The 25,146-nt window shown below is 32.1% G+C and carries 25 protein-coding genes and 2 pseudogenes; 18 read left to right on the plus strand and 9 right to left on the minus strand.

Translation table 11 applies throughout. From position 1 onward, the window contains the following. Positions 1 to 174 precede the first annotated feature (174 nt). Positions 175 to 1,167 (plus strand): annotated as a pseudogene (locus A8C32_RS12490) (RHS repeat-associated core domain-containing protein); the annotation flags it as partial. Positions 1,168 to 1,181: 14 nt separating this feature from the next. Continuing rightward, a complete protein-coding gene (locus A8C32_RS12495) occupies positions 1,182 to 1,649 on the plus strand; it encodes an Imm26 family immunity protein (RefSeq protein ID WP_069830768.1) in 468 nt (155 codons plus the stop codon). 232 nt (positions 1,650 to 1,881) lie between these two features. Here A8C32_RS12495 and A8C32_RS12500 read toward each other — a convergent pair whose 3' ends face one another. Next, a complete protein-coding gene (locus tag A8C32_RS12500) occupies positions 1,882 to 2,181 on the minus strand; it encodes a helix-turn-helix domain-containing protein (protein WP_240491738.1) in 300 nt (99 codons plus the stop codon). A gap of 13 nt (positions 2,182 to 2,194) precedes the next feature. On the opposite strand from A8C32_RS12500, the gene A8C32_RS12505 reads away from it, so the two are divergent. Both A8C32_RS12505 and A8C32_RS12510 read left to right on the plus strand, forming a co-directional pair. After that, a complete protein-coding gene (locus tag A8C32_RS12505; protein WP_069830770.1) occupies positions 2,195 to 2,500 on the plus strand; it encodes a hypothetical protein in 306 nt (101 codons plus the stop codon). Between the two features lie 277 nt (positions 2,501 to 2,777). Further along, positions 2,778 to 3,380 carry a hypothetical protein gene (locus tag A8C32_RS12510; RefSeq protein WP_069830771.1) on the plus strand — a complete coding sequence of 201 codons (603 nt, stop codon included), beginning with the start codon at positions 2,778 to 2,780 and terminating at the stop codon, positions 3,378 to 3,380. 80 nt (positions 3,381 to 3,460) lie between these two features. Here A8C32_RS12510 and A8C32_RS12515 read toward each other — a convergent pair whose 3' ends face one another. Both A8C32_RS12515 and A8C32_RS12520 read right to left on the minus strand, forming a co-directional pair. After that, on the minus strand, positions 3,461 to 4,714 hold the full coding sequence (locus tag A8C32_RS12515; protein WP_069830772.1) for a BT4734/BF3469 family protein: 1,254 nt from the start codon (positions 4,712 to 4,714) through the stop codon (positions 3,461 to 3,463). A 725-nt stretch (positions 4,715 to 5,439) separates the two neighbouring features. Then, positions 5,440 to 6,414, minus strand: coding sequence for a DNA cytosine methyltransferase (locus tag A8C32_RS12520; RefSeq protein WP_069830773.1), 975 nt, complete (start codon positions 6,412 to 6,414; stop codon positions 5,440 to 5,442). 321 nt (positions 6,415 to 6,735) lie between these two features. On the opposite strand from A8C32_RS12520, the gene A8C32_RS12525 reads away from it, so the two are divergent. From A8C32_RS12525 to A8C32_RS12560, 8 genes are all read left to right on the plus strand, one after another. After that, positions 6,736 to 7,386, plus strand: coding sequence for a recombinase family protein (locus tag A8C32_RS12525; RefSeq protein WP_069830774.1), 651 nt, complete (start codon positions 6,736 to 6,738; stop codon positions 7,384 to 7,386). A 464-nt stretch (positions 7,387 to 7,850) separates the two neighbouring features. Next, positions 7,851 to 9,452: a hypothetical protein gene (locus tag A8C32_RS12530; protein WP_123803423.1), complete on the plus strand. Its 1,602-nt coding sequence runs from the start codon at positions 7,851 to 7,853 to the stop codon at positions 9,450 to 9,452. Positions 9,453 to 9,572: 120 nt separating this feature from the next. Then, on the plus strand, positions 9,573 to 10,487 hold the full coding sequence (locus tag A8C32_RS12535; RefSeq protein WP_069830776.1) for a tyrosine-type recombinase/integrase: 915 nt from the start codon (positions 9,573 to 9,575) through the stop codon (positions 10,485 to 10,487). Continuing rightward, positions 10,480 to 11,373 (plus strand): tyrosine-type recombinase/integrase, encoded by an 894-nt coding sequence (locus A8C32_RS12540; RefSeq protein ID WP_165605841.1) that lies wholly within the window; start codon positions 10,480 to 10,482, stop codon positions 11,371 to 11,373. The genes A8C32_RS12535 and A8C32_RS12540 overlap by 8 nt, the downstream gene beginning before the upstream one ends. A 56-nt stretch (positions 11,374 to 11,429) precedes the next feature. Further along, on the plus strand, positions 11,430 to 11,681 hold the full coding sequence (locus A8C32_RS12545; protein WP_069830778.1) for a hypothetical protein: 252 nt from the start codon (positions 11,430 to 11,432) through the stop codon (positions 11,679 to 11,681). Between the two features lies 1 nt (position 11,682). Then, on the plus strand, positions 11,683 to 11,991 hold the full coding sequence (locus A8C32_RS12550) for a type II toxin-antitoxin system RelE/ParE family toxin (RefSeq protein WP_069830779.1): 309 nt from the start codon (positions 11,683 to 11,685) through the stop codon (positions 11,989 to 11,991). A gap of 149 nt (positions 11,992 to 12,140) precedes the next feature. Further along, positions 12,141 to 13,106: an RHS repeat-associated core domain-containing protein gene (locus tag A8C32_RS12555; protein WP_069830780.1), complete on the plus strand. Its 966-nt coding sequence runs from the start codon at positions 12,141 to 12,143 to the stop codon at positions 13,104 to 13,106. Then, entirely contained in the window at positions 13,107 to 13,556 is a 450-nt protein-coding gene (locus tag A8C32_RS12560) for a hypothetical protein (protein ID WP_069830781.1), read from the plus strand. Between the two features lie 41 nt (positions 13,557 to 13,597). On the opposite strand, the gene A8C32_RS12565 is transcribed toward A8C32_RS12560, so the two are convergent. Then, a complete protein-coding gene (locus A8C32_RS12565) occupies positions 13,598 to 13,930 on the minus strand; it encodes a helix-turn-helix domain-containing protein (RefSeq protein ID WP_069830782.1) in 333 nt (110 codons plus the stop codon). 145 nt (positions 13,931 to 14,075) lie between these two features. Here A8C32_RS12565 and A8C32_RS12570 point away from each other — a divergent pair, with 145 nt between their 5' ends. The 6 genes and pseudogenes from A8C32_RS12570 to A8C32_RS12595 all read left to right on the plus strand — a co-directional run bounded on the left by A8C32_RS12570 (position 14,076) and on the right by A8C32_RS12595 (position 20,460). Beyond that, on the plus strand, positions 14,076 to 15,665 hold the full coding sequence (locus tag A8C32_RS12570; protein WP_069830783.1) for a hypothetical protein: 1,590 nt from the start codon (positions 14,076 to 14,078) through the stop codon (positions 15,663 to 15,665). Between the two features lie 39 nt (positions 15,666 to 15,704). Next, entirely contained in the window at positions 15,705 to 16,640 is a 936-nt protein-coding gene (locus tag A8C32_RS12575) for a tyrosine-type recombinase/integrase (protein WP_069830784.1), read from the plus strand. Beyond that, the gene (locus A8C32_RS12580) at positions 16,633 to 17,550 is read left to right on the plus strand and encodes a tyrosine-type recombinase/integrase (protein WP_069830785.1); all 918 of its coding nucleotides are present in this window, start codon (positions 16,633 to 16,635) and stop codon (positions 17,548 to 17,550) included. Before A8C32_RS12575 ends, A8C32_RS12580 begins: the two co-directional genes overlap by 8 nt. Positions 17,551 to 17,588: 38 nt before the next feature. After that, positions 17,589 to 18,122: an ORF6N domain-containing protein gene (locus A8C32_RS12585; RefSeq protein ID WP_069830786.1), complete on the plus strand. Its 534-nt coding sequence runs from the start codon at positions 17,589 to 17,591 to the stop codon at positions 18,120 to 18,122. A 1,016-nt stretch (positions 18,123 to 19,138) separates the two neighbouring features. After that, positions 19,139 to 20,188: pseudogene (locus A8C32_RS12590) on the plus strand (RHS repeat-associated core domain-containing protein); the annotation flags it as partial. A gap of 2 nt (positions 20,189 to 20,190) precedes the next feature. Beyond that, entirely contained in the window at positions 20,191 to 20,460 is a 270-nt protein-coding gene (locus tag A8C32_RS12595; RefSeq protein WP_069830788.1) for a hypothetical protein, read from the plus strand. A gap of 450 nt (positions 20,461 to 20,910) precedes the next feature. Here the strand turns inward: A8C32_RS12595 and A8C32_RS12600 are convergent, their stop codons facing one another. From A8C32_RS12600 to A8C32_RS12620, 5 genes are read right to left on the minus strand one after another with little or no spacing between them, the layout of a single operon-like run. Continuing rightward, a complete protein-coding gene (locus A8C32_RS12600) occupies positions 20,911 to 21,399 on the minus strand; it encodes a DUF192 domain-containing protein (RefSeq protein ID WP_069830917.1) in 489 nt (162 codons plus the stop codon). Between the two features lies 1 nt (position 21,400). Then, positions 21,401 to 22,330 carry a prolipoprotein diacylglyceryl transferase gene (gene lgt, locus A8C32_RS12605; RefSeq protein WP_069830789.1) on the minus strand — a complete coding sequence of 310 codons (930 nt, stop codon included), beginning with the start codon at positions 22,328 to 22,330 and terminating at the stop codon, positions 21,401 to 21,403. 55 nt (positions 22,331 to 22,385) lie between these two features. Continuing rightward, positions 22,386 to 23,513 (minus strand): peptidylprolyl isomerase, encoded by a 1,128-nt coding sequence (locus A8C32_RS12610; protein ID WP_069830790.1) that lies wholly within the window; start codon positions 23,511 to 23,513, stop codon positions 22,386 to 22,388. 1 nt (position 23,514) lies between these two features. Then, complete coding sequence (gldI, locus tag A8C32_RS12615; protein WP_069830791.1) at positions 23,515 to 24,057, minus strand: gliding motility-associated peptidyl-prolyl isomerase GldI; 543 nt, start codon at positions 24,055 to 24,057, stop codon at positions 23,515 to 23,517. Continuing rightward, complete coding sequence (locus A8C32_RS12620; protein ID WP_069830792.1) at positions 24,050 to 25,069, minus strand: DHH family phosphoesterase; 1,020 nt, start codon at positions 25,067 to 25,069, stop codon at positions 24,050 to 24,052. The genes gldI and A8C32_RS12620 overlap by 8 nt, the downstream gene beginning before the upstream one ends. Positions 25,070 to 25,146: the final 77 nt, after the last annotated feature.

Here is a 25,146-nt window from a genome sequence, read left to right on the forward strand (position 1 = left end):
GACATCTTGTGAGTGAGAAATATTGTTATCTTAGCAAGGTCGAAAGACATACGTTCTTTAATAAAATTTTGAAAATAAGGCTTTAGGGAAAATCGGTCGACTGCTTCAAAAAAAGCGTAAGATTAGTTTTCATTTGGTTCTCTTTTACTAGGGAGACACGGAAACAGTTCGGATTATCGCTACGGATTTCAAGGACAGGAAATAGATAATGAGGTTAAAGGAGAAGGAAATTCTTTGAACTATAAGTATAGAATGCATGACCCAAGGGTGGGTAGGTTTTTTTCGGTTGACCCTTTGTTTAGTAAGTATAGTATGTTAAGCCCATATGCATTTAGTGGGAATAGAGTCATAGCTAATAATGAGTTAGAAGGATTAGAACCAACAGATTCTAAAATACATTGGAAAAGACTTACTCCTGAGCAAGAAAAGAAAAAATTGGGTAAAGACATAAAGAATGCTGTAATGTTTAAAACAGTAGGCTTACATGGTTTAAAAGAATCGAAGTGGTGGACAATTCCTACACGAGAAGATGTTTATGTTTTAATGACATATGACATTACAGGTGGAAATGATGAGTTATATCATCATTATTATGATAAAACAGCTCAAGACTGGATAAGATTTGACCCTAATAATATTGGAGCTAATGCTGAAGAGGTTGTAGATTTTGCCACATATTCTATTGGAGGAGCAGCTACAATCGTCGGAGGGTTAATAGTAATAGAGGCAATTGGTTGGGCTACTTTTACAGAATTTGTTGTTGAGGAAGCAGTTGAATATGCGGTAGAGGCAGCTACAGGTTTTCCAGTTATTAACCCAAAAGACATTAAAGATGGAGTTGGAATTATTTATAGGAGATTTAATAAAAAGACAGGGAAGTATTATATTGGGCAAACCAAAAGTAAGGCAAGATATGATAAAAGAATAGAAGAACATTATGATAATAACCCAGATGCAGACTTTGAATTTGACGTAATCGGTACTGCGGAGCCGGGAACTAAACTAGATGTGTTGGAAGAAGATTTTATAAGACAAGCAGGAATTCCAACAACTAAAAAAACTAAAGCTAATGGAACAGCAACTATAGAAAACAAAAGGTATCAAATGAACGATAAGAAATATAAAGAAAATGGAGGAAAACAAGAGAAGCAAGAGGGGTCGTATTAACTATAATAGAAGTTATGAAAAGAAATAAAATAGAAACGGGAAGTTTATTTTCTTTTGAAATAGAAAAAAACAAGTATGCTTTCGGACAGGTAATTCATAAAGAAGGAAGGGCTATTACTGTTGTTGTCTTTAACTTATTATCTGATGAAAAAGATAAATTCAATTTAGATGAGTTTTCTGCTGATAAAATCATTTTAACTTTGACAACAATGCAAAATTTTTTCAAATTAGGAAGGTGGTTTTTATTAGAAAAATTAAGTGTTATATATAAGGATTTTCTTAAGACTAAATTTAAGGTTATGACTCCAGAAGGTCTTTTTTCCATTAATCATAAAGGTGAAATTTTGCATAAGATATCAGAAAGTGAAGCAAAAAACTTACCATATATGAAAAATGTCTCTCCTTCTGTTGTAGTTAATACTTCTAAAGCTTTTTTTGGCGTTATACCAAAAGAAGAGTATTATGAGAATTTTTTAATATAAAATGAGGTAATGTTTTCTTAGCTAGTCTGTGACTAGTGATAGTAAGCAAAGTAAATAATAATAACATTATAATTTTAATTAAAAACGGGTATAACTTTTATGCTCGTTTTTTTTATGCGGTGAATATTTTAAGGTTTGACCAATTGGTCTAAGGTTAAATAATCGAAGTGACTACTCATCAATTAGCTTGAAGAACTCAGATATTTCAATTTCTAGGAAAACCATTTATTTTTTATTTGAATCCATCACCAAAGAATTCTTCCATACTCAGGTTAAAATAATCTGCAATTTTATAAATAGTAGTATACGATGCATCTCGCTTACCTTGTTCAATTCTACCAAAATGTATTCCAGTATCATTATAAGCCTGTTCTTGGGTTAATTTGTTAGCAGTTCTAAGCTGTTTAACGCGTTTTGCTAATAAAATTAATAATGATTTGTTATTGAATGCTTTCATGACAACAAGGTCATTTATTCTCAAATCATTTATAATGACCGTAGAGTCATTAATTTTCTCTATATTTGAATCCACAAATTAATATATCATGGAAAAACCTACCACCAAATCCAACGAAAACGAAAACTACTGGGGTTATATTTTATTCTCAGCAATAGCCTTAATTTGTACCTTAAACTCAGGTTATATCTATCAATTTCTAGCTGGTGATAACGATTCTAATCACAACAGAACTTACCAAAGTACTACCATAGATAAAAAGGAAACCGAATCCAAAGAAAAAATATATACATGTAGTATTTGCAGTAAAGAAACAGGCAAGCATGCAGACCAAATGTGGAAAGGAAAATGCTATATGTGCTATGAAGCCACAAAGAAAAAACGTAACCACTAATTTCTAACTACTTAAAAAATGAAAAAAATATTATTAGTAGTTGCTGTGTTGTTTTTCATAGCTCACCAATGCGATAAAGGCTTATGAAGTTCATCCAATGAAACCGAAAAAAAGCACTGTAAACGCTGTTCTAAAGACTTAACTAACGATGTCAATAGAATATATTCAAATGGTGGATACTATTGTACACCATGCTGGAAGACAGTCCAGCGAGAAATACAACAGGAACTCAAATATCAAGGCTATTAAACATTAAACCCAAATAAATTAAAAACACATGAAAACATTCAAAATTCTTAACCTAATTATTGCATCATTAATATTAGTAATAAGTTCATGCAGTAGTGATGATGATTCCAATAGTGATGAAAATAACAGTACCGATTGCGGTTACAAAACCATCATTAGTAATACTTATTCTCAAATACCAGTTACAGGAACTACTATAAACGTCAACGATATACCAGACAGAAACCTACCCGTAACCTTTCAAATTGTTGAAACTACGACCGAAAAAGAATTATTTGGTACAGACGGACAAATACGTAATGACAATGGTAACACCTATTACAAAATAAAAGTATTGAATATCGATTCAGCCACTAATACAGTCGATTTAATGACATTAAATGACAGCGACTATGAGATAACCTACCATAGTGAACGTTCTGCATCAGATTGTCTGCTAAGCATCCCTAGCACCAATAATGGTGGCAGTTTTATGGTTAATTACTTTGATTTGGTACAATGCCAAGGTGCTGGTAAAAATTACCTAGAAATAGTCGATAACGGTAACACCATAGACATCACCCACCATTGCGGATTAATAGATACTAGCGATGGTGGAACTGAAACCGTTACCTATTATAAAATGAATTGAGCTATTACCAATAAAGCGAGTTAATTAATAGCAATTAAAAAGTCTCTCACATGTAAAAGGTTAACAATACATCAATATTGTTAGCCTTTTTGCTTATTAATATCATTAAACTCTTTTACATAATCTTTAAAAACACTCCAATGACGTTTAACAGTAGCAATGCTCACTCCAGAACACTCAACTACATTTTTTTGAGTTATTTTCTTAAATAGGCTAAAATCCCAATTCTCAATAGCATTATATATTTTTTGTTGTGATTTCTTTACACGTAGTTTACCCATTTCTCTATTGACTATAACCATCTTTTCTTCTCTAGTTAATTTATACTTAGGATTAAAAAGTATCTTACGTTTACTATTATAGTGCATTACAAGTTTATTCTCCGAATGCATCTTGATAACACTATTAATAATGCGATGCACTTCATTATCATTCAATGGAACAACACATCTATCATTAATAGTATTAGATATAGACTTTAGGAAATTAAAACCCTGTAAAGGGTTTAATAATTGATATTGAGATAATATAAAGAACATGGTACTATTACGTTTACCTTTAGGAACCCTCATAGGTATAAAAGGGTCACATATCATAACACTATTTTCACGTACTTCATATATATCATCACTATTAATAAAATAATCATTGATATTATTAAAACGTATATGGGATGAATGAATACAAAAGGTATCATTCCTCCCTATACACTCTTTTCTTTTTTTAATACTATGGTTTGATACCTTTTTAGTTTCAATAGTAATATCATTAAAATTAGAAATATCACTATTGGTAACAATGTTATTATTTGTAGTAGTAACAGCACTATATATAGTTGAATTGGGATTGAAATATAAATCAGGGTCGTAAGATAAAATAGTCTGTTGCGTAGCTTTTCTAGCATTGTTATCTAAATCAATATCCAATAAATAACCAATATGGTTGTAAGTATCACTAAAATTATCTTGTGTAACATTGTGAGTCTTTATTAAAATACCATAGCCAGTTGTAGATAAAGATTTCCATTTAGCATATATAAAATCATTTTCTGGAATATCTTCAACATTATCAGCATCAAGATATATTAAGCCAGTAGAGTCTACTATATTTGCATTTGAGGCATAACCATTAAACTGGAAGTTAAAACGGTGCGTAGGAAGTTCTAGCTTTTTTATTTCATCATACTCATCATCAACTTTTGCATAAGTTCTGGCTTTTTGAATAATAGGTAGATGTTTATCACCATATTTTATTGTGTCTAGTATTTCCTCTACAGGATATGAATACCATATTTTAGGCGATTCACAATTTTTAAATTTTGAAATGTTGTACATGTTTTTATCGGGGCATTATTTTTATGTTATTAATAGCATTAGTAAACTTTTGTTTACCAATGGTTATGAAGTACACAGCAATAAAAAAGCCTGAACCTTCATATCACTTGGTAAATATGAAAATACAGACTTTCTTTAGCTCCGATAAAAGCTATGTTTAAGTTTTTTTAATCAATATAATACCAAGTGTTTATTATAAATATGTTTGAAACAACTAAAAATCTATATATTTTGATTTTTTATAAACTTTTAGCAGTAAATACTCAATTATTCAAAGTATAAACAAATTAAATAACAAAGTCAACTCCATAACCAATATAATAGTACCAAAACCGTACCTAAACGCAGTGTTTAAGGCTCCTTTCCGTTCCTAAATTTTCATATGCGTACCTGCAAACTAGATGGTATTAGGGCTAAAAAGCCTTAAATAGGTATTAAAATCGCCATTTTTAATGGTGGTCCTGCCTTCCTACCCCAGATTTACTGGGAAAATTGGGCTTTTACGCAACTCCCCGTTTATAAAGGCTTTAGGGGGCTTAAAAACGAATGCACTCTATGCCATTCATAAATCCCAGAAAAATTTTTCTAAAATTTTTTGGCTAAAAAAAATAGAGGCACTTGAATTTTCAACTACTTATATATAAAAGGAAATGACACTAAAAATTACATTAAATCAATTGGAAACAGTATTAAAAACCGAACCGATAAAACTACCGATAGTTTTTTCAGGAAGCATTGCTAAGAACGTTTCCAATATTATCAACAGGAACGGTTGTAGCTACGTCAGTAAACCAATCAGAATACTGTAATAGCCATTTTATAGTTTCAAGATGATATGCATTACCTAAACATTTTAACCTAGCGGTAGGCTTCAAAATAGCTGTATAATCATCAGGAATGGTCATGCAACGTTCCGCCTCGACTAAGGTAATAGGTCTGAATAAACGTTTAACAGATTCGTTATTTTCAATCTGCTCCAACTGTATTTTTTTAAATCGTTTAGAAAGGTTACAATACTGTTCATCCAGATAAACTACATTATTTACCGAACGCAATAGGTGTCTGTACAAAGCCTTTACTGTTCTGCCAGAACCTCTAGTTAAAATACATTTACCTTTGGTGTTAGGTGGTAACATGCCGTTTTCTATTATATCGTTAAGATAAATACCTTTATCAGTTGGTTGTTTAATACCTTTCAAGTTTGTAAAGTATAATCTATTGCGTAATGCAGGACCTAAAAGCCCACTATTTATATTGATTGGCTCAACCCCAAGTAATTCAGTAAAGATTTGCCTGTCTTTGGCTGGCATAATTACATTTTCAAAAATGAAAATGCAATCGGGATTCTTTTCGCTGATAACATTTAAGATACGCACCGCATCATAAAAAACCGAGGACTTATCGCCTTCCAATCCAAGCCTATTTTTATTCATTACACTCAAATCCTGACAACTTGAAGAACACAGAAATAAATCCACTTTAGGTAATGCGTGAGCATCAATGTTTCTTATATCTCCTAATTGGATTGTATTTGGAAAATGGTATTGAGTCACCGATATTGGATTTCGGTCTATCTCAGAACTATAATGCCTTTTCACGGGAATACATAATTGCTTTAGTGCTAACTGACCAATTGAAATACCATCAAAGGCAGAGAAAACTGTTAAGCCAGTTTCGTTGGGATTATCTGTACTATTCATAATATTCTTTATTAGTAAATAGTGCAGTTTGTTGCTTCCGCTGGAGAATTTTAAATTAATTGTAAACGCTCCAACCTCCCTGTTTATGGTATATGTGACGGCATAACGGGGAAATCCGCATTATGCAGGGAATATTAAAAAACGCTGGTATGGTAACCTTGAAATGCCTACCCTTGAATAACTGATACAAAAAAAGGTATAGCATTTCCCGGCATGGCAATAAGCCCCGTAATCAGGGCAAAACACCAGTAAAATGACTAAAAAATACGTTACACCTTTTTTTAGTACGGCAAAAGCAAGATTAACAGTAAATTTAGAATTATGATTCAAGTGGCAATTTTCGGAAGAACCAGTACCAACCAACAAGATTACAAAAGGCAGATTGTTGATATGCAAAAAATAGCCGATAGAAACAATTACGAAGTAGTATCGGTTATTACAGAAAAAATCAGCGGAGCAAAATCCAATGATGAACGTTCAGGAATCCAACAACTGTTAAATGAAGCTAAATCGGGTAAATTCCAAAAGGTCTTAATTTCAGAGGTATCGAGATTAGGAAGAAACGTACTTGGAACCCTAAGAGCCGTAAGCCAATTACATAGCTATGGTATTAGCATCTATTTCGGAGATTTGAATACCGAAACACTCAACGAGGATGGCGAAATGAATATGCAGACCGAAATGATGTTGCACATGTTATCGTTATTTGCGAAAAACGAACGCAGAACTACGATTGAGCGTATAAAATCAGGTATGGCATTAGCTAAACAACGTGGTGTTCATTGTGGGCGACACAAAGGCACTACCGAAAGCAGAGAAAAATTCTTAACCAAATATCCAAAAGTGGTAGAAGGATTACTACGTCAATTCTCCACAAGAGAATGTGTCAAGCTTTATTCGGTATCATTGGGAACAGTTATGAAAATAAGAGGATATATAAAAGAAGATTTAGAGCTTTTGGAAGCGGCATAATTGTTCTTTATACAAAAACAATATTAAACTGCAAAATATTTTTACAATTATTTTTAAAATAAAGTAAAATTTCCTTGCATTTTTGAACGAATTTATATATAATTGCTTTAATCGTGATTATTCTGGGTAAAACTTAGATTAATTACGTTTTACAGAAAAACTACTTTTTTCTGTTTTCAGATGTCTCTAAGGTTGATAGCCTTTTTGCTTCTCTAGTTTTATAAAATTCCGGAAAACAAGTTTTTGAAACTTACCGTTGCACTAGTTCAACTATATGCGACCAGCTATACCTATAGCTAAAATTGAAGTTTAATTAAAAAAAGTCCTCAAAAGAGGCACAAAAAGAAATAGTAGTAAAAAACAAAAGTCCCGACTGGACCTCGGAACTTTTAAGTTTTTGATTATTAAAAATTCGGTTAAAAAAAATTAATAATGTAATGAGAAGTAAAAGTATGGAAAAAACTTTGAACGGCAAGGGGTCTGCTGTTCAAATACCTAAAATCGTATTCGACCCAAAGACAACACCAGAGGCAGAAGAACCTAGGTTTAATAAATATGGATTGGATTTAACCAATCCCGATTATATCACCTATAAACGGGAAAATCTTCAAGCCGAAATTATCGGTGGTATACAAACACAAGTACTAACGAGATTTAACGTATTATTAAAAATAGCCAAGCGACCACAGCAATCTGCAATGGACGTGTATCGCAATAATGTGGACCTGTACAACGAAAACAATATTCAGCACTTTGTAAAACAGGCACAAATCAAATTAAATCTGGATGCGACCAAAATAACGGATTTCATCTATGATTTAATCGAAAGGTTGGAACAGTATCGCAAGGACAAAGCTACCTATATTCCAGAAAACCATGTTATAGCATCACCACAACCCAAGGTTTCTAAAAAAGTTGATAAAATACTTAGGAGCGATACACTAACAGAAGGTTTAAAACAGCTATTTGCTAAATCTGGTATGGCATGCCCTAAGATTGGGTTGCAACTATTTTTAATAGCCCTTAGCAGTAAATTACCAAGTACGACACATGCCATACTGCAAGGTAACCCAGAGCTAACTAGCATATTAATACAATCATTTTCAAAAGTATTACCAAATGAGGTAAATCGTTTTAAAACTTCTATAAGTGATAATGTATTGTATTACGCACCTGATAGAAATTACTGGAATAACAAAGTATTATTATTACCAACCATCGATAAACTCGGTAAAAACAATACCGCACTATCAGAACTTATTTCCCAAGGTCAGGTCGATAGGTTGGTTACAGAAAACACCACCGAAGGCATCTATAGAGCCAAAAACAGACTGATAAACGGAAGGCTAAGCCTTATTAGTTCAACCAATGCGGGCTATAATGAATTGTGTAATAATGATAATGTGGTAACGCTACCACTTACCAACCCGAAAGCCATAAAACAAGCCATTACCACACACGCCATTAAAAAATGTGGTGGGTTGATAAATGAAACCGAGGTTGAACAAGCTACCAAATTATTACAATTTGTTTTCCGGGAATTAAAACCCGTAAACGTAGTAAATCCACATTTGGAGCAATTAAACATTGCTAGGTACTTCGATGAAGATTATAAACAAATAAAGCAGTTTCTACAATTAACAAGTCTAGTAACCCTATTGCACCAAAAACAATTAGGAGTTACCAAAAAGGGCAATGCTATTCAGGCTGAAGTGCAACCCAAGCACATGCTAATTGTATTAGAATTGTTTCAGGAGTTATGGGTAAAAGAAGAATCTGAACTCAGTTATAAAATAGCGACCACGTTTCGTAATATCAAAATGGTTCTACAAAAGGGTTCCCCAAAGAACCACCAAAATACCGAGTTTACTGTAAAAGCTATGCGAGAACGTTTAAAAATGCATCCTAAAACATTGTCCCGACATATCCTTGCTCTATATGATTACAATAAAATAGAACGCACGGGTGGCAACCAAAAAGATGGCTATACCTATAAAGTTATCAGTTGGAATGACAACACCCCAATGGAACGTTTCGAGCAATTTAAAACAGAAGTTTCTCAGTAGCTCAATCCACATTATAAAAGGCTTGGCTAAGTATTTTGAGAAACTTAAGGAATGTATATAAGGTGATAAAACACCAATTGGAATAAATAAAAAAATAATTGTAAAAAAAAGAGAAAAAAGATGAAGAAATTAAACTTAGAAAATGAGGTATTTAAAAATACATTAGAAAAATTTAGCATTAGGTTGCAGACACAGAGAGCATCCACAGACCAGCAATACATCAAACCCAATATGGTTAAAGAGTTTTTGTATTACATGGAACAGAACGGTAAGACCAAATTCAATCAGATTAACCAAAAATTGGTAAATAAGTATTTTGAATACCTACGAAACAGACCACTGGAAACTAAAGCTGGTGGTATGTCTGATGGTTATCTGATGAAGCACCGTGAAGCTGTATTGCGTTTTATAGAATTTGTATTGGGATTAATAGGCTTACCGGTTGGTAAAGGTGAAAGTGGTATTCGCATCCGATTAGTTAAAAGCAAACCTACATCTAAAGTAATTTTATTGGAAGATGAAGTAAAAGAAGTATTCAACGTTTGTGATGATACTATGCTAGGTATTAGGGATAAAGCAATCCTTAGTTTGTTATATGGTTGTGGATTGCGCAGAAAAGAGCTTTTGACATTGGAAATGAACGACATAGATTTAAATAAAGGTAGAATCCATATAGCTGATTCCAAAACAAAATACGCTAGGGATATCCCTATGACAGGAAATGTGCAAAAGCATATTGAAGATTATTTATTTAATGTAAGAAATCGTATGCTGGATTCTAATAGCACCGTAACTAATTTTTTAATAACGGAACGTGGTACAGCAATGTGCAATGGCAATTTGGCTAAAATCATGGAAAAGTTAAACGAAAGGTCCAGTATTTCCAAAAAGATAACGTGCCACCTGTTCCGTCATTCGATTGGTACGCACTTGCACCGTTTTTTAACGTTACAGGACGTAGCACAATTTCTTGGTCATAGAAATTTAGATAGCACCATGATATACACCCACTTAAAACATGAGTACTATGGATAGAGATAAGCTAATAAAACGATTTGAACGTTATATACTTAACGATTTGGGATTACAGCATAGAACAGCCACAGGCTATAAGAATTGCCTTAATAGTTACTTAAATTGGCTAGAGGATAACAATATCAAACCTAAAAAGGTAACGTTGCAAGAAAGTTATGATTTTATAGCGTATCGGCAACAACGAGGTGATGCACATTCAACCGTAAAAGGCTATAAAGGTATCGTAACACATTTCAATCATAGTATAGGTATGAAAATAAATCCGATGCTCATGGTGCATGTAGCTAAAAGTAACAGAACGACACCAACACAGCTATTGGATGAGGAATTTTTAAATACCATCTATCGTGAAACCAAAGCTAATACATTGGTGCAAAAACGTGATAGGTGTATGTTAGGTATGATGGTGTTTCTAGGATTACAGCGTAAAGAATTACAGTTGTTAAAGTTAAATCACTTAGACTTAGAAGAAGGTCGTTTATACGTACCCGCAACAACGATTTCAAATGAAAGATATATCAACTTACACCCAAAACAGATATTGCATTTATCTAATTATATCTATGATACAAGACCAATGCTGTTAGAGCAATTCAGGCGTGAAACGAATAATCTATTTTTTAGTTCGGGTGAAGCAACAAACCTAGATGGTGCTTTGGGTAGAATGATAACCAGATTAAAACAGGAATTTCATTATATAAGGGATTTTCAACAGCTAAAACAATCTAGGATTACTATTTGGGTGAAGGAACTGGGATTGCGTGAAGCACAATATTTAGGTGGTTACAGGTATGTAACTAGTGTACAGCGATATGATTTTAAGAGTATCGATGATTTACAGAAAAAGCTGGAATTTCATCATCCAATGGAAAGTATGGCATTTTAGGTATGATTTGTGAGGTAATAAATAATGAGAATTTAATAATTTGTATATTTGTAACTATGGGAGCAGTAGAATTAAGAAATACCATTTTAAGTAAACTCAATACTATTGAGGATTCTTCTATTTTACAAGGTGTTTTGCGCTATATAGAAGAATACAATAGCAAAGATGAAATTGTTGCTTATACAGTTCAGGGAGAACCTTTAACTAAAAAAGAGTATATCAAAAAAGTAAAAGATGCAGATGCTTCAATAGATGCAGGAAGATATACTACTTTGGAAGATTTAGAAAAGGAAATGCGGAATTGGTAGTATGACTAAAACTAATATTAAGATTGTTTTTGCGAACGAAGCAAAAGCAGATTTGAGATTCATTTACGAACGTATATTAGAAAAGACCAAATCTATTGTAAATGCAACCAATGTCGTTACAGATATTCTTGAAGCCAGTAAAAAGATTCATTTTGTTGAACAATATCAAGTAGATGAATTTTTGGGTGAACCACATAGAAGAATAGTTGTTAGACATTTTAAGATTATCTATAAACCAGTAGGTAATAAAGAAATAAGAATACTTCAAGTTTTTGATACCTATCAGAATCCTATAAAACTTCGTAAATAAAGTAATTACCACATAAAAATTAATGCAAAACCATCTAGTCGCTAGGTGGTTTTTTTATATCTTAGATTTCGATTAATCTAGTTATTAATCATACGTTCTTTAAAATAAAGTAACTCCTAGAAATAGTATATAGGGTGTTATCATTCGGAATGCTGTTACCAAACCGTCACGGCACCAGTGATAGCTATAGGTATGGATTCCAAGGGCAAGAGATGGATAATGAAGTAAAAGGAGAAGGAAATTCCATTAACTACAAGTTTAGAATGCACGACCCGAGAGTAGGAAGGTTCTTTAGTAGAGATCCTTTATCTTCCCAATATCCACATAACTCTCCTTATGCGTTTAGTGAGAATAGAGTGATTGATGGTGTTGAGTTAGAAGGATTAGAATATACTTTTTATATGTTGGCTTACACGGAAGATAAACAGTCAGTGAGATTAGTAACATATGATGAACTAGACGCTACTATTCAAACATTTTTTGGAGATTATAATGCTAATGCAGGTTCAGGTACTTTTATTTACGGTTCTGATGGGAATTGGCATAGTTTACCAAAAGAATTTGAAAATAAATCCTTAAATACTATTGGTACACCTCAAGAAGTATCTGATAAAGTAAATTCTTTTGAAATTAGGAATGATGCCCACGATGCATTAGTTATTAGTAATTCTCTTCAAAGAATCGGTAACACTGCAAGTTTAGCGATGAGTACCGCTATGATTTTTGATGGAGCGAATAAATTTAAATTAAATCCTCAAAATTTAAGAAATGCATATACCAATGCAGTAAGAGGGCTTAAAAGGCAGGGAAGTAGAATGCTTAAATCTGGGTTAAGTAATAAAGCATTACACCAAGCTAGAAGAAATTTAGGAGAGCTGTATAAAGATGTTACACCAGATGATTTAAAGGGTTATATCTATAAGTTCAATGAAAAAAGATATGGCGATAAATTAGGACCTACATTTGAAAGTTTAAGAAAGAAAGGAAAAACGTATGACCAAATAATAGATAGCGCTTCTCGACCTTTAGGAGATAAAAAAGCTTTAGGGAAAGCATTGTTTAAAGAATTTGGAGATGAAATTAAACCAATACTTAATAAATACGAAATGTTATAGATGGGATTTTATTTAAATAAATATAACGAAGCCAACAAGAAAATTTTATTGGATTTAAAAGACTTTAAATTTAAAGATGAAATTTGTAGTGATAATGTTGCCTCTTTTGGGTTTTATGACTTATTAGGAGATGAAGTTTTAGGATTAAGTTCGATAAATGAAAGTTTGTTTTTATTTGTAGAAGGAGCTTGCTATGAGTTAGATACGAATTTAAAAGTGAATTATAAAAGAGTAGATAATGTTGCACATTTGTCGATTACTAAAAATACTCATTCTTATGAGTTGAAATATTTTTTTGAAGAACCATTAAGTACGTTATCTTATTCTGAAGAAAATGAAGATTCTGATTTTGGATTGTGGATATTTAATGTTTTAAATTCAATAGAAAGGATAAATATTTTCAAAGAATATAATAATAATTATATTGAAGGTTTTGTTTGTAATGCATAAAAATCTAACTAAAAAAAGCTACTGTAAAAAGTAGCTTTTTTTTATGAATAAGCTTTTTTAGCATTAGTATCTCTAATATAAGCATCAAGAATTTTAAAGAGTGCTTTTTTATCCTCACTATCCATATTAACAATAGCTTCCATACGAGCAGTAATGTCCTTATCAAAAAGAACGGTATCACTATCGCCTACCAAATAATCTAACGTAACATTAAGCGCATTAGCTAATCTGTGAGCAGTCTCAATAGATGGCTTCATCTCGTTACGTTCGTACTTACCAACAATATCACCAGACACATTAGCAAGTTTACCCAACTCACTTTGAGACATTTTTTTCTGTTTACGTACTAATATTATTTTACTTCCAAAGTTCATTATCATTCATTTTTACAGAGTATAAAAGCTATAAAGGACAAATATATATGAAGTAAACATCAGAAACAAATGGTTTAGTTCTTGTTTGTATCTGAATAATTATATAGTTTTGTGAATAATTGTTCAGAAAATAAAAATATCAACAATGGCTACAAAACTTCAAATTGAGAATGCAGAACAACTAATCTACGAGAACGAATTACTACAACTCACAGTTTTAGGTGGTATAAAAATAGAAGGATTAGACAGAATGCGAATAACTGTAAAACTAGAATTACAGGAAAGTAGCAGACCACCAATAAGGCATAATCTTGATTTATATAACGATACACAATTAGAGAAGTTTATTAGAAAGTGTGCGGAGAAACTGGAAATAGGAACATCAGTAATATCAGCCAGTTTAAGCGAACTCACGGAAGAACTGGAAAAGTACCGTATCGAAAGAATAAAAGAAGTTGAACAGAATTTAAAGCTAAAAATTAAGCAACTCAATTTAGCAGAAAAAGAAGAAGCTGAAACCTTTTTAAAGTCTAAAGACTTACTGAACAAGACCAATGAATTAATCGGAAAATCTGGAGTTATTGGCGAAGAAATCAACAGATTATTAATGTATATCATCTTTACAAGCAGACAGCGAGAACAACCATTACACGTTATCAGCTTGGGAAGTTCTGGAACAGGAAAAACACATTTACAAGAAAAAGTAGGCGAATTAGTTCCAGAAGAAGAACGAGTAAGTATTACTACGCTGTCAGAAAACGCCTTTTATTATTTTGGTAAACAAGAATTAAAACACAAAGTAATATTAATAGAGGATTTAGACGGAGCAGAAAACGCACTCTATCCACTTCGGGAATTACAAACTAAAAAACGTATTGTAAAAACCATTGCCAGTAAAAACAATAAAGGCGAAACCCAAACCAAGTATTTAGTAGTTGAAGGTCCTGTATGCGTTGCAGGTTGTACCACCAAAGAATATATCTACGAGGATAACGCCAACCGTAGCTTTCTAATTTATCTCGATGAAAGCCAAGAACAGGACGAGAAAATAATGGCTTATCAACGCCAAATATCAAGTGGCGAAATTAATTTTTATGAGCAGAAAGAAATACAAGGGTTTTTACAAAATACACAACGCATATTAGAACCAATCAGAGTAATCAATCCTTTTGCTAATAAACTCAATCTTCCACAATCAGTATTTAAACCAAGAAGAACCAACAACCATTATTTACAGTTCATAGAAGCCATTACATTTTATTATCAGTACCAACGGGAAAAGAAATACGACAAACAAACAGGAGAAGAATACATCGAAGTAACGATAGAGGACATAGAAAATGCTAACAGCCTTTTAAAAGAGATTTTACTACGTAAAAGCGACGAACTAACAGGAAGTTGCCGAAACTATTTAGAGTTGCTTAAATCGTACTTAAAACTAAAAAAGAAGAAACAGTTTACCGCATTAGAAATCCGCAAGCAATTACGATTACCAAAAACATCACAATGGCGTTATCACAAGCAATTAGTCGATGCTTATTTAATCAAGAAAGTAGAGAAAAAAGGTAAGCAAACAAATCAATATCAAGTCACCAACGAAAAGGAATACAAAGAACTGGAAACGCAGATACAGACTATGTTGGATGATTGCTTACAAGATATAAAGCGTTCCATTGTTCCAAAACGTTCCAAAGCAAAAGTGGAACGGTCAAAAGTAACAAAAACAGCAAGTTAGGTTTAGTGTTCCATCGTTCCCAAAATAGGTATAAGTGCAATGAAAAAATTAATCCTAAAAAACAGCAGTTACGAATATTTACAAAGTGGTTTTAAAGAATGGTTAGACATCTTGGGTTACAATCCAATGAGCGTTTATAATCTTCCAAATATCATACGTGAGTTTTTACACTTTTTAGAAAGTAAAAATATTAATCACATCAATAATTTAGAGCAACAACACTACAAGGATTATTATAAGTACATCTACAATCGAGGAAATCAAAGACGTGGCGGAGGATTAAGTAATAACTACATTAACAAGCATTTACAGGCAATCGAGAAGTTTTTACAATACTTGCACCATAAAGGAATGCGAAATGTTCCACATCTTGGAATTACACTATTAAAACTCAATACCAAAGAAATAACAGTACTCTCACAAGACGAAATACAACTACTTTATAAAGCCACTTATAAAGATGTAGAAACCCAAAGAATGGAAGCTTTACAATCAAGAGATAGAGTATTATTAACTGTTTTTTATGGTTGTGGTTTACGAAGAAAAGAAGGGGCGCATTTAGAGCTCAACGATATTAATTTAGACAGACGTGTATTGCACGTTAGAAAAGGGAAAAACTATAAAGAACGCTTTGTTCCATTTAGCAAATCCAATACGAAAATCTTTGAAGAATACATTTACGACTTTAGGCCATTACTGGCCAAATCCAAAAAAGAAAGTAGTTTATTTATTGGCTACTCTGGAAAACCAATGTTTGGTGGTGGATTATATACAAGATTAAAACTATTACAATTACAAATAGAAGATATAGAATTACAAAACAAAACTATAGGATTACATACATTACGCCACAGCATCGCAACACATCTTTTAGAAGCAGGAATGCCACTTGATAAAATCAGTTGTTTTTTAGGTCATTCTTCACTCGAAAGCACACAGATTTATACACATTTAATCGACAAGAAAGATGAATAGTTTTAAGCAATATTTAGAAAGTAGAGAATTAAGTAAAAGTACAATTACACATTACAATACCTATGTTTTAGATTTTATAAGTTGGTTAGATAAAGACAATACAGAAGTAGAAAATGTAACCACAAAAGAACTCACAGCATATTTATTAAAACTACAAAAACAAGGATTACAGAACAAGACAAAAGCCATTAGAATCAACTGTTTAAAACATTATTTTAACTGGCAGATACAATGCAATAAAAGAAATGATAATCCTGCAAAACATATTAAAATACGAGGAACAAAAACCAAGAAACTACACGATATATTTACAATCACAGAATTAGAAAAATTATACAATGATTATACAATACCAAGTGAAGATGATAAACGTAATAACAGAAATTGGTGGCAAGAACATTTACTAACAAGAAAGCGAAATAAAGTAGCGTTGGGATTATTAATTTATCAAGGATTAACAACTGCTGAAATAGATAAACTAACCGAAACCGATTTGCAATTACGAGAAGGAAAAGTATTTATAAAAGGTAGTAAAAAGAGCAATGAAAGAATATTAGAACTGAAATCACATCAGATAATGGACATTATGGAATATCAATTAAAAACACGTTTAGAACTGCTTAAAATTGCTCAAAAAGAAACCAATCAACTCTTTATAAGCAAAGGAAAAAATATACAATCCAATAATAATTGGAAACGATTAAGTCAAGTAATCAAAGAACAAAATCCAAAGTTTACAAACTTCAAACAAGTTAGAGCATCAGTAATTACACATTGGTTAGGAATGTACAATCTTCGCCAAGTTCAATATATGGCAGGACATAAATATGTAAGTTCAACCGAAAGTTATTTAGTAAATAGATTAGAAGATTTACAAAGCGATATAGACAAATATCATCCAATGCTATAATTAAAATATTATTTTTACAAACAGAATTTATAATACAAATGAGCGAAAAAAGTATCATACCAAACGAAGTAATTACCAATAAAATATATTTGATTAGAGGTCAAAAAGTAATGTTAGATAGAGATTTAGCTGAACTTTATGATGTTAAGAATATCCGATTACGAGAACAAGTAAAAAGAAATACAGATAAGTTCCCAGAGCATTTTATGTTTAGATTAACAGAAACGGAGACAGATTTTATGGTATCGCAAAATGCGATACCTTCCAAAAAACATCTTGGTGGTTCTTTGCCTTATGTATTTACAGAACACGGAATATTGCAGTTAGCCAATGTTTTAACAGGCGATAGAGCAACGCAAATGAGTATTAGAATTATTGAGGTTTTTGTACAAATGCGAGAAGCTTTAACCGATAATTTAAGTTTAAAACTTGACATTGAAGAAATCAAAAAGAAGTTAACAAATCACAGTAAAAACATAGAATTAGTGTTCAATTATCTTGACGAGTTAATGGAAAAGAAAGACAACGAAAAACCAAGAAAACAAATAGGTTACAAACCAGATACCGAATAAATCCCCACAAAACAAAGGACAGAGGTTTATTGCCGAAAAAGGCAAAAAACCTCTGTCCTTTGTTTTGTTCCGCTCGCCACACTTCTGCATTTTATTGGCTTGCCAAATCGCTCACACAGCACATTACTTTTTTAAGAAATTTAGTCGATTATTAGCATTAGGGGATATCTTAAAAAAGTAAAGAGCTGTTCCCACCGCTGAAAGCCAAAAAATACCCCAAGCTATGTTTACATAATAGAAGTTATAATACTTCCCTTTTGGTTGCCTTCGGCGGGTTTTTATGGTTGCGGGCGATAGTTATAACTGCTATTATGTAAAATTGCCGCTATGCCTCTGCGCTTTTAGCCGCCACTTCTGCCAGCGCACTAGGAGACCATATTTATTTACTTCGTAAGCCACCGCTCCGAATTTGCACAAAAAAAACGTCGCAAAAAGACATCAAGCGAAAAAGCTTGCCTTACTTCTTTGCTTGTTTTTTTGTACAACTCGTTCCGTCATTACTACGTGACGCTCAATCGTCGCTTAATCTAACATTTTAAAAAGCTGAAGATTGATTAAGACAGGTGTTAATCCCAAAGTTTTAGGCTTGTAAATCTTCAGCTTTTTAAAATGCAACAACTGAAAGGCGTTAGTCTCCATAATCTCATTAATAAAACCTAAAAACAGCAATTGAAGTTCAGAAGTGAGCGTCGGAAGTTGAGCGATAGGGAGTATTTTACATAATTTACATTATAACGACAGTTTTTAAACCACTAAAAATAAAAACGTATAAAAACTGTGCGCAGCGGACTTATAATGCCAATTATGTAACATACCGTGGCAAAGGAAGCAGGTAAAAGACAGAGGGTTTTTGTGTGCAAAAAACTGGGTTTTACCTGCGTGGAATTTATAAGAAAATACTATATTTACAAGGCTTGAAAAAGCATACGTTCTTTTAAATAAATTTTTGAAGCACTTCTAAGAAAAACGAAAGTACGCCTTTAAAAAATGCCATAGATTAGTTCCCCTTTGGCCAACTTTTACCTAATAGGCATGATGAAACGCATCGCTACCGTTACGGCTTCCAAGGACAGGAGAAAGATGATGAAATCAAGGGAGAAGGGAATAGCTATAATTACAAGTATAGAATGCATGACCCAAGAATTGGTAGGTTTTTTGCGGTTGACCCTTTGGCTAAAGAGTATCCATGGAATAGTTCGTATGCTTTTAGTGAAAACAGGGTTATGGATAGAATTGAATTAGAAGGGCTAGAAGCTACAGAAACAGAAGCGGCTCAAGTTCAAGCATCGATAGTTTACTGGCAATTACATAAACATTATGGTTCAGCTAAAACTTTGAATTCTCAATCTGCGAAAGACTTACATGAAAACTCATGGATTCAGGGTATCTCTGGAAATTCTGCTATTATTTCTCAATTATTAGATATCTCTAAAAGACAGTATTATTTTGAACAAGCTAAAAACGGAAGAGGCGAGTATTATGAAAACCTATTTAAAGCTGCTTTGAATGTCGGTACAGCTAGTGATGTTGTCAAGGTTTGGAATAAACAGGTTGATGAATGGAATGGGCTTATTATTTCTTTTGGAATGGCTTTTGCAAATGCGTATGGGGTTTCATCAGGATATTATGGAAGTACAGCAGCAGTTCCAAAATCAAGAACATACAATATCAAGGTTACAGAAATTGTCCATAATGGTTTTAATGCTACCGAAAATGCTGTTATTAATGAAGCTTCAGCAATATTAAAATCTAACGGGTTTAAATTAATTGAAGAAGCTGCAAAAAAAGGAAAATTCGAAGAAGTTGTCATAAATGGAAGAAGAGTAATTTTTGAACCGAACTTGCCCTCAGAAGGTTTTACATTAATGGAGGAAGGTGCTTTCGTTATGGGCGGTAAAGCATTTACAAGTACAGAAGAAGTATCTAAAACTGTTTTACATGAATTATATAGATTAACAACCTCTAAAATTTCAACTGAAGGAGCTGGACTTACTCAAAAACTTGCGACTCAAGAAACGATGTCTGCTTTCCAATTTGCTGAAAAAGCAGCAAAAGTAATAGAATAACTATGAATGTAAAATTTGATGTTGAAAAAGCTTTTAAATTATCTTTTGATAATATTTTCGTTATTTCAGGGAATGTAAAAAAAGGTGAAATAAAGAAAGGAATGAAAATAAATGTAGAAAATAATTTTTATAAAATATGTTCAATTGAATATTTAGACTTTAAAAATGGAGAGTCATCTGTAGGGTTAAATTTGAAATATAAAAACTCGAATGAATTAAAACAATTGAATGATTTTTTCTCTACCCAAAAGGAAATTTCAATTTTAGAGTAATCAAATAAAATAAAGATAGAAAAGCTTTTACAGAAATGTAAAGGCTTTTTTTGTTATGAATAAGCCAAACGAGCTTTAGTATCTCTAATCATGGTCCGCTGTTCCCTAGTATGCGCTACCGCAAGTTTTTAACTTGTGGCGTTACCCCGCTAGGGTAACACGTGTCGCTACTGCCAAGTTGTACTTGGTAGCCTCGCTACCGCTAACTTGTAGTTAGTGGCGTTAAAGATTGGCAGAAAAAAGTAAGAGTAGAATACGGTTTAAAATATTTTTTAGCTAGTTTACGGTCACTAACTACAAGTTAGTGATAACGAAGATGTCTCGTCCTAAAAAAAGTTTACATATTTTACTATTAACCAACTAGGGTAATACGTGTTGCTGCTAGCATTTTGCTAATAGCGTTAAACGATTGGTATTCAAGAATAAGAAATTACATTAATATATTTACAATTAATTTAAACGATAATTCAAACTATCGCCAACAGAAAGTAACCATTTGTCTACCATGCCAGCATTAACTTCTAAAACATATTTGGCAGGTAGGTTTGAAGGAAGTGAAGTTTCATCAAAAGGTTTTGCGTTTTTTTGAAAACTAACTATTTTTTTATACTTACTAATGTAAATAATATCTAAAGGTATTTTTGTGTTTTTCATATAGAAAAAACGAGGTTCTTCATCATCAAAAACGAAGAGCATACCTTGTTTTACTTTCATGTTATCTCTATACATTAAACCCGTTTGGATATCAAAATCGGTATCAGCAATTTCAATATCCAATGTGGTTTTAGTAGAATCTATAGATTTAAAAATAGTGAGTTCACCTTCTTTTTTAAAATGAACTTCAGTTTGCTTTATCAGTTTTTTATCTTCTTTACAAGCCAAGATGCTTAAAAAAAAGACATTTAATAATAAAAAGACAGCAAACTTTTTTAAATACATATTATTTAACTGTAGATTTTGGTTTGTAAACAAACATAAAATAAAGACCAATTAAAATAAAAGGTATGCTTAACCATTGTCCAGTGTTTAGGCTAAACCAATTAATATATTCATCTCCTTGAGGCTCTTTTGAAAACTCCACAAAGAAACGTATAGTCCATAATAGTATTAAGAATAAACCAAATAAAAAGCCTGGTTGATCTTTTTTGGTAGTCTTAGAGTAGAAGTACCATAAAATTAAAAACACAAAAATATAACTAAAAGATTCATAAAGTTGTGCAGGGTGCCTGTAAGGAACAGCATCTAATAAATTTTGAAATTGAGGATTATCTGTTACTGCAGCATATGCTTTTTTTATATCTTTAATACCTGTAAGTTTTACAATTTGACTTTTGTAATATTCATCTTGAATAAATCGAACTCCAAAATTAGAATCTGTAACTTTTCCAATAATTTCAGAATTAATAAAATTACCTATTCTAATAAAAACGGCACCAGAAGCCACAGAAATAACGACACGATCTAATATCCAAAGTATCGATTTGTAATTGTATTTTCTTCTATATAAATACATGCCTATAATAATACCAATAGCGGCACCATGACTAGCTAAACCTTGAAAACCTGTAAATTCAAAACCTCCTTTAAATTTAAAAGGAAGAAATATGCTAAAAAAATCTTCAGAAATTAATTCAGATTGATAGAATAAAACATGACCTAATCTAGCGCCTAGCATAGTCGCCAAAACGGTGTAAATAAATAGCGGGTCTAAGTATGTTAATGATATTTTTTCTTTGGTAAAAATACGTTTCATAATATACCAACCAAGTATAAAAGCTGCAACCCACATGAGGCTATAGAAGTGGATTTTAAAATTACCAATAATATCAATCCCAGTAACAGGATTCCAATCAAATTTTAATAAATGCATAGGTTTAGTTTTTCAACGTAAATGTAATACTTTGAGGTGTTCTTAGTGTTAAAAATTATTTAAGAAGTTCTACAACTTCAATTTCAAAAACAATATTAGATTTACCAGGAATACCTCTTGTTCCTGCTTCACCATATGCTAAATGATATGGAATAAATAAAGTCGCTTTATCACCAACACTTAGTTGTTGTAATCCTTCTTTAAAACCAGGTATCATGTGTGCATCTGGGCCAATATCCGCAGTAATGGGCTTATATTGATTTGCAGCTTTACGCTGCGGATTAACGACACCTAAAGCTTCAGCTGTTTCTAGTTTACTAGTTTCTATAAGTTTTCCGTTTTCAAAATAAACAGCATAATGCGTAAGTACTTTAGTATCCTCTGGTAATTTTTCACCAGTACCTTTTTTAGTGATAATATATTTTAAGCCTGAAGCCAATGTAATAGCTTCTTCCCTTTGCTTTTTAAATTTGTCTTGTGTGGCTTTTAAAATGGCTTCAGCCTTAGCCTTTTTTTCTTTTTCAATACGTTCTGCTTCAGCAAAATGATCAATAAAAACTTTAGGAGCATCAAACGATTTTGCTATTTTTCCTTTTCTAATAATATTTAATTCTTGAATAATAACAGGATCTATAGGCTTATCACCTCCAGCTGTTTTTACATTAGAAATGGAATCTTGAATATCTAACCCTAGTACTAATTCTCCAAATACAGTATGCCTGTTGTCTAGGTGAGAGGTAGGTTTCTCAGTTATAAAAAACTGACTACCATTTGTTTTTGGACCCGAATTAGCCATAGATAAAATACCTGGCTTATCATGCTTTAAATCTGGATGGAATTCATCTATAAACCTATAACCAGGATTTCCAGTACCTGTTCCTGTAGGATCTCCACCTTGAATCATAAAACCGTCAATAACTCTATGAAAAATAGTGCCGTTATAGAACTTTTTGCCTTGGTGTGTACTATCAACCATAGTGTTTTCTCCTTCAGCTAGTGCTACAAAGTTTGCTACTGTTATAGGTGCTTTTTCTTGCGCTAGTTTAACTAGCATGACACCTTTAGTAGTTACAAATTCAGCATACATACCATCTTCCAAGTCTGGATATTGTGCTTTACATGATGCTAGGGTTATAAATAAGGTTAGTAATAAAGCTTTTATAGCGTTTTTTAATAAGGTCATTTTAATGTGTTTTATTTAGGGTTATTGAGTTTATGGTTACTTCACAAATTAAAGGAATATTACTCCCTATTTTGTTTTCGTCTCCATAGTAGCCATAAGCTTTTTGAGATGGAAATAAAAAAGTTACAGTTTCTCCAGTTTTCATAAGTTTTAAACCTTCTCGTAATCCTGTAAATAATTCTTCTTTATCCATGGCATAATTTTGAGTTTTAATATCTTTTGTAGAGTATACTAAATTGCCATTAAGAGTTTTAACATTGTAATTGTAATTAATAATATCACCAAACTTAGGTGTTTTTAACGAGTCTATTTCAATTTTATTGTTGTAGTAGTACCAGAACCCATTTTTAGATGCAATATAGTTTTTGTTTTCCTCTATCATTAGTTTTTCAATAGAGGCTTGCTCTTTGGCATAAAGCTTTTTATTACGTTTTACTGAAGCATCAATAAAGGATCCTGTTTTTACAGAAACAGGTCGTCTTGCTTCGGGAGTTTTACAACTAAAAGTTAGTAAAGCTAAGACGAATATTAAGAATTTATTCATTATTTAAGGCTTTATTATAACTGGGCAATATACTAATAAATTTTTCAACTGTATCTTTTAGTGATAAATCGCTTTTACCACCAGCAGCATTATTATGTCCACCACCATTAAAATGTAATCGAGACATTTCATTCACAGAAAAATTACCTTTAGAACGTAATGATATTTTTATAATACCTTCTTGTTTGTCTTCTATAAAAATAGCAGCAAGTACAATACCTTCTAGTGATAGTGCATAGTTTACAACGCCTTCTGTATCTCCTTTTTTATAGTTGAATTTATTGAGTTCTTCTTGAGAATATGTTATATAGGCAGTTCTTGATTCGGGAATAACTCTTAAATTGGTTAAAGCACAACCTAAAAGTTGTAAACGTTCATAGCTATTCGTATCATAAACATTATTATGAATTTCACTATTATTAGCACCTTTTTCAATAAGTTGTGCTATAATTTGGTGTGTTTTACTCGTGGTAGATGCAAACCTAAAAGATCCTGTATCCGTCATAATACCTACATATAAACAAGTAGCGATATCTGCATCAATTAGAGAGGTATCATCAAGCATATCGATAAAATGATATACCATTTGGCAAGTAGAACTCATACTTACATCACTAAACATATACGTTGCGTAACTATCTGGTGCTTGATGGTGATCTATCATTATTTTGATAGCGCTACTTTTTACTAATATAGATTCCATATTACCTGTTCTATGAAAGGCATTAAAATCTAAGGTGAAAATAATATCGGCATCATCAATTAATTGTTCGGATACTTCTGTTTGCGAATCGTGTTTTAATATAGAATCATTTCCAGGAATCCATTTTAAAAATGTAGGGTAGTCATTTGGAACTATAACATGTACTTGATGGTTGCCTTTTAGAAGGTAGTGATATAGACCAAGTGTCGATCCAATAGCATCACCATCAGGGTTTTTATGAGGGACAATAATTATCTTTTTTTTAGTAGATAATAACTGTTTTATACTTATAATATCTTGTTTATTCATAGAGGCCGAAGATACAAATTTTTTAAAATTGATAGACTTGTTTTAACTCAAATCATATATTAGGAAATTTACTTTAG

Origin of the sequence: Flavivirga aquatica (assembly GCF_001747085.1) — a bacterium.
GTDB lineage: Bacteria > Bacteroidota > Bacteroidia > Flavobacteriales > Flavobacteriaceae > Algibacter_C > Algibacter_C aquatica.

Excerpts from the sequence above, each read along its gene's own strand:
- A8C32_RS12600 (WP_069830917.1), bottom strand. The coding sequence starts at position 21,399 with ATGTATTTAAAAAAGTTTGCTGTCTTTTTATTATTAAATGTCTTTTTT.
- A8C32_RS12525 (WP_069830774.1), top strand. The coding sequence starts at position 6,736 with ATGATTCAAGTGGCAATTTTCGGAAGAACCAGTACCAACCAACAAGAT.
- A8C32_RS12535 (WP_069830776.1), top strand. The coding sequence starts at position 9,573 with ATGAAGAAATTAAACTTAGAAAATGAGGTATTTAAAAATACATTAGAA.
- A8C32_RS12580 (WP_069830785.1), top strand. The coding sequence starts at position 16,633 with ATGAATAGTTTTAAGCAATATTTAGAAAGTAGAGAATTAAGTAAAAGT.
- A8C32_RS12510 (WP_069830771.1), top strand. The coding sequence starts at position 2,778 with ATGAAAACATTCAAAATTCTTAACCTAATTATTGCATCATTAATATTA.
- A8C32_RS12515 (WP_069830772.1), bottom strand. The coding sequence starts at position 4,714 with ATGTACAACATTTCAAAATTTAAAAATTGTGAATCGCCTAAAATATGG.
- A8C32_RS12540 (WP_165605841.1), top strand. The coding sequence starts at position 10,480 with ATGGATAGAGATAAGCTAATAAAACGATTTGAACGTTATATACTTAAC.
- A8C32_RS12565 (WP_069830782.1), bottom strand. The coding sequence starts at position 13,930 with ATGAACTTTGGAAGTAAAATAATATTAGTACGTAAACAGAAAAAAATG.
- A8C32_RS12570 (WP_069830783.1), top strand. The coding sequence starts at position 14,076 with ATGGCTACAAAACTTCAAATTGAGAATGCAGAACAACTAATCTACGAG.
- A8C32_RS12555 (WP_069830780.1), top strand. The coding sequence starts at position 12,141 with ATGCTGTTACCAAACCGTCACGGCACCAGTGATAGCTATAGGTATGGA.
- A8C32_RS12595 (WP_069830788.1), top strand. The coding sequence starts at position 20,191 with ATGAATGTAAAATTTGATGTTGAAAAAGCTTTTAAATTATCTTTTGAT.
- A8C32_RS12585 (WP_069830786.1), top strand. The coding sequence starts at position 17,589 with ATGAGCGAAAAAAGTATCATACCAAACGAAGTAATTACCAATAAAATA.
- A8C32_RS12575 (WP_069830784.1), top strand. The coding sequence starts at position 15,705 with ATGAAAAAATTAATCCTAAAAAACAGCAGTTACGAATATTTACAAAGT.
- A8C32_RS12545 (WP_069830778.1), top strand. The coding sequence starts at position 11,430 with ATGGGAGCAGTAGAATTAAGAAATACCATTTTAAGTAAACTCAATACT.
- A8C32_RS12560 (WP_069830781.1), top strand. The coding sequence starts at position 13,107 with ATGGGATTTTATTTAAATAAATATAACGAAGCCAACAAGAAAATTTTA.
- A8C32_RS12505 (WP_069830770.1), top strand. The coding sequence starts at position 2,195 with ATGGAAAAACCTACCACCAAATCCAACGAAAACGAAAACTACTGGGGT.
- lgt (WP_069830789.1), bottom strand. The coding sequence starts at position 22,330 with ATGCATTTATTAAAATTTGATTGGAATCCTGTTACTGGGATTGATATT.
- gldI (WP_069830791.1), bottom strand. The coding sequence starts at position 24,057 with ATGAATAAATTCTTAATATTCGTCTTAGCTTTACTAACTTTTAGTTGT.
- A8C32_RS12495 (WP_069830768.1), top strand. The coding sequence starts at position 1,182 with ATGAAAAGAAATAAAATAGAAACGGGAAGTTTATTTTCTTTTGAAATA.
- A8C32_RS12550 (WP_069830779.1), top strand. The coding sequence starts at position 11,683 with ATGACTAAAACTAATATTAAGATTGTTTTTGCGAACGAAGCAAAAGCA.
- A8C32_RS12520 (WP_069830773.1), bottom strand. The coding sequence starts at position 6,414 with ATGAATAGTACAGATAATCCCAACGAAACTGGCTTAACAGTTTTCTCT.
- A8C32_RS12610 (WP_069830790.1), bottom strand. The coding sequence starts at position 23,513 with ATGACCTTATTAAAAAACGCTATAAAAGCTTTATTACTAACCTTATTT.
- A8C32_RS12620 (WP_069830792.1), bottom strand. The coding sequence starts at position 25,069 with ATGAATAAACAAGATATTATAAGTATAAAACAGTTATTATCTACTAAA.